Source organism: uncultured Campylobacter sp., from assembly GCF_937890585.1.
Classification (GTDB): domain Bacteria; phylum Campylobacterota; class Campylobacteria; order Campylobacterales; family Campylobacteraceae; genus Campylobacter_A.
Window position 1 is genome coordinate 1 of sequence record NZ_CALACG010000331.1, and the last position, 4,413, is coordinate 4,413.

Annotated in this window: 4 protein-coding genes; all 4 read left to right on the forward strand. The window is 39.7% G+C overall.

The window, feature by feature from the left end:
* Positions 1-772 (forward strand): ATP-binding cassette domain-containing protein (locus tag Q0296_RS09880; RefSeq protein WP_298040096.1); only part of this gene is annotated, 772 nt, incomplete at its 5' end.
* A 1-nt stretch (position 773) separates the two neighbouring features.
* Entirely contained in the window at positions 774-1,208 is a 435-nt protein-coding gene (locus Q0296_RS09885) for a hypothetical protein (RefSeq protein ID WP_298040098.1), read from the forward strand.
* Between the two features lie 76 nt (positions 1,209-1,284).
* A complete protein-coding gene (locus Q0296_RS09890; protein WP_298040101.1) occupies positions 1,285-2,796 on the forward strand; it encodes a DKNYY domain-containing protein in 1,512 nt (503 codons plus the stop codon).
* Positions 2,796-4,241, forward strand: coding sequence for a DKNYY domain-containing protein (locus Q0296_RS09895; RefSeq protein WP_298040108.1), 1,446 nt, complete (start codon positions 2,796-2,798; stop codon positions 4,239-4,241). Before Q0296_RS09890 ends, Q0296_RS09895 begins: the two co-directional genes overlap by 1 nt.
* Positions 4,242-4,413 lie beyond the last annotated feature (172 nt).

Consider the following 4,413-nt stretch of genomic DNA (forward strand, 5'->3'; position numbering starts at 1 on the left):
GATAAAAAGAGGTGAGGTGAGTATTGGCTACTTTGATCAAGCTAGAAATGTCCTTGATGATGACAAGAGCCTTATAGAGACATTTTGCCCAAATGGCGGCGATCACGTGCTGGTGCGTGGGCGAAATATGCACGTTTATGGCTATCTTAAAAATTTCCTCTTTCCAAAGGAATTTTTAGATAAAAAGATAGGTGTTTTAAGTGGCGGCGAGAAAAATCGCGTCGCGCTTGCGATGCTTTTTACCAAAACTTACGACGTGCTGGTGCTTGACGAGCCGACAAATGACCTTGATATCGCAACTATCAACATCTTAGAAGACTACTTGCAAAGCTTTGAGGGGGCTATCTTGCTAGTAAGCCACGATAGATATTTTGTCGATAAGATGGCAAATAAGCTCTGGGCGTTTGAGGGGACAAAGATAAATGTCTTGCATGAAGAGTATAGCGTCTATTTGGAGCTTGAAGATGAGATGAAAGAGCTTGATAAATTTGAAAAAGAGCTAACAAATAGCCAAAATGAAGCCAAGCAAAAGAGTAAAACCGGCGCAAAACTAAGCTACAAACAAACGCAAATTTTAAACACATATCCAGATAAAATTTCAACCCTTGAAGCAAGGGTAGCCGAGCTAAATGAGGGGCTTAGTGATCCTAAAATTTATCAAGAAGTGGGTCTTACTAAACTTTATGAAGAGCTAGAAAAGGCAAAAGCCGAGCTTGAAAGCCTAGAAAATGAGTATTTTGAAGTGTTAGAGATCGCTGAGGAGCTCGAGTAGCTTGAAAAAGATTGGCAGGATAAGCGCGCTAAATAGAAGAGTTGTTAGACAAAATTCTGTTGTAAGCCTTAGTATTGTTGTTGATAAGAAGAGATTTAGTGAGACATTTCCGCCTGAAATATATAAATATGAAGTGAGTGACCTAGTCGAGATAAAATATAACAAGGTTGGGTTTTTAAATAAGATAGAGACCATTAGGCTAATCGCAAAAAGCAGCGAAGAGTCAGGACTTTTTGCAAGGATTAAAAATTTATTTTTTATGATTATATTTTTTTACTTTTCTCTTTTTTTGTTGATGGTGATTTATTATGGGGTTTTAAAGAATTTTAGTATTATTGGAGCTATTTTGGCATTATATGCTGTTTGGATATTAAATACAGTAGTTAGAGTAGTATATTATAGGTTTTTGATGTTTAGATATTTTATATTTGGATAGGTACTTTGAAATTTAAATGTATGAAAGGTTTTTGCACCATTATGAGGTCGCTAAATTTGTTTGAAACGGAGCTAAAATGTTAAAAAAACATCCGCTAATCTCAGTAATAATCGCCATTGTTGTGATATTTTTTGCTACCTACTTTTTTATCTTTGGGTTAGTTTCTATTTTAGATGACGACATTGGCGATAGTAAAGAGCTAAATAATAGCTTTTTTTACGTCAAAGATGACAAGGTCTATGCCATGGTGCCAAGTGGGGGTAAATTTGAGCTAATAGGCGTGAGGGCCAGCAAATTTAGATACATTGACACCGGCAAATACGACAACAGAAACGTTGGCGCTAGCGATGAGGCGGTATATTGTGGCAACTTCGTGATGAGCGGACTTGATCCAAATGGCGTTAGAGCGCTTGGCAATGGCTATTTTGGTGATGGCAAGATAACATATTTTTGCGATAGCGTAAGCGAGACAAACCTTGAAATATCCGCACTTAAAGAGTTTTGGGACATCGTATCGCACAAAATGTTTAACACTCCAAAAGCGCAAACTCATATCTATAAATTTAGAGAGGTTAATAACGCAAATTTAGCTGCGATCTTGGGCTTTGGCTATGCAAGCGACGGCGTGAAGGTCTATCATGATGGCAAAGAGCTAGAGGGCGCAAATGCCAGTAAAATGCGATATATCGAGCAGATATCTGGCAGAAAGAGCGTGCATTTTACGACTGACGGAGAAAATGTCTATTATGACAGCACAAAACTAGGGATCAAATTTAGCCCACAAATGCGTGATATCGGCGAGATATGGCGCATTTACTATCTTTATGAGCCAAATTCTGGCATGGTCTATGCAAATGATCATGAATTTGACCCAAAATTTGCCCCATACGAGCCACTTTTTAACCTAAAAGATGAGCACACCTATCATGCGCTCTTTCGCGGCAAAGGCGGAATCTATCACTGGGAGCGAAAGTGGCAGTGGTATAACAGCATAGATGAGGGCGAGTTTGTAAGAGACGGCGATGATCCATTTAAAGGCGAGATAACGCCGCTATATGGCGACGTGGTGATAAGTGATGGCAAGACATATTTTCTAAAAACCTATGAAATTTGGCACAACACGAAAAATGATCACAGCCTAAGCTCACGCCACACGTGTATCGTTAGGCTTGATACAAAAGAGCAGTGGCGAAAGATCGGTCTTGTAAGAAACGATGGCTACGGAGCGGTTTATGCAAACGGCGATAAGACATATTATTTTGATAACGTCGGCTACGGCTGGCGTTTTAACAGCAGCGTTTATGATATAAACGACCTTGGCGTGGTTGAAATCCTCACTCGTCCTTATGACTCAAATGTTGAGAATTTAAAACTTGATGAGATAGTAAAAATGGTAGATCAAGGCGCTATGGTGCCAGCTGAGGGCGAGGTGGTGATCGATGCGATAAGCGACTTTGATGATTACTCGCAAAAATATGCCTACTGGATATTTTTAGCCATTGCATTTATGGCTTCGGTAGTTGGCGCTATTTTTAAAAACAAAAAGCAAAACAGCGAGCTTAAAAAAAGGGTGGATGATTATAGATAATGAGAAAAATTGCGACTAAGATACTTTATCTTTTTGTCATTTTGACGCTATTTTTTGTTTTGGCGATGCTTTATCTATGGCATGAGGGCAAGTATCAAAGAAGCTTTGCAAACATTGATAATAGCGAGTTTTACCGCTCGCCTGAGGGTAAAATTTACGTTCAAATTTCAGGCAGTGGCAAGTATGAGCTAAAAGGCGTCGATGAGGCTAGTTTTAGGGTCTTAAAGCTAAAACACGCATACGACTACTCAAACGTGGCGGCTGATAAAAACAGTGTCTATTGCGCTAGAGAAATTTTACCAGGTCTTGATCCAAAGAGCGCCAAAGTGCTTGGCAATGGCTATCTAAGTGATGGCAAGATAAGCTATTATTGCGCCACTAGAAGCGAGAAAAAGGCGGGATTTAGCGAATTTGGCGCCATTATGAAAAACCTTGTTCACGTTTTTATAAAAAGCTACGATGATAGCCCTTATTTTTACAGGACAAAAAGGGTTGAAAGCACAAATTTAGAGCCTATATTTGACGCTGGCTTTGCAAGAGATGGCGGCACGCTTTACTACAAGGGCGAAAAGCTTGACGCGCAGCCTAGCGGGCTAAGATACATCACGGCAGAAAATGGCGCTCCTAGCGGATATTACACAGACGGCAAAAGCTTGTTTATGGGCTTTTATAGGCTTGATACAAGATATTCAGATGAGACGCGCCGGATATGCTACGATGCTAAGCATGATATAGAATATCTTTTTGAGCCAAAAAGTGGAGCTGTGTTTGCAAATGAGCATAAATTTAGTGCCCAAAATATGCCTTATAGCGCCATTTATAGCGTGGATAACGTGCACTCTTTTTGGCCTCTTTTTGCCAGCAAAGATGGAATTTACTTTTGGGATAGCACCAAAAACGAGCAGGCTAAAATTTCAGACTACCAGCTAAAAGGCGAGCTAAAAAGGCTCTATGCTGACGTTTTTGTAGATGAAAGCTCGGCGTATTTCTTACAGCAAGGTGAAGAGTGGCGGCGCTCAAAGCATGGCAGGCACTTAGAGGCGCAAACAGTCTCTTTATATAAATTTGCCACAAGTAGCTCTTGGCGTGAGGTAGGGCTGGTAAAAGATGGCGAATATGGCGCGGTCTATGCAAACGGCGAGAAGGTCTATTTTTTTAGCAACATAAAGCCATTTTATGGCATTAGACATAGCGTTTATGAGGTGGCTGATCTTAGCGTCATAGAAATTTTAACAAGGCCGTCTAAAGAGCTTAGCGCGAAAGATATCAGCGAGATGATAAAGCGCGGCGAGCTAGTGGAGGCAAGCGGCGAAGAGGTCGCAAGGTCGAGGATAGAGTTTGACTCGCCAAAGATCATCTTGTATATCACATTTGGCATCGCTTTTTTCGTCATAGTGCTAACAACTCTTGCAAAACCAAAGAGAGATGAAAGAGACTTGAGATAAATTTCAAAGTGGCTATTTTTGGTGGCTGAAGCTTAAAATTTCATAAAAAATTTAAAGATAAAATTTGACCTATTTACTCTTTTTTGTTATTTTAAGGCAAAACTGAAATTTATAAAAAGGAGAAAAATGTTTAAATTTCAAAGGTCAAAATTTAACAATTCAGTATTTATCC

Coding starts and splice junctions, on each gene's coding strand:
- Q0296_RS09890 (WP_298040101.1), top strand. CDS start 1,285: ATGTTAAAAAAACATCCGCTAATCTCAGTAATAATCGCCATTGTTGTG.
- Q0296_RS09895 (WP_298040108.1), top strand. CDS start 2,796: ATGAGAAAAATTGCGACTAAGATACTTTATCTTTTTGTCATTTTGACG.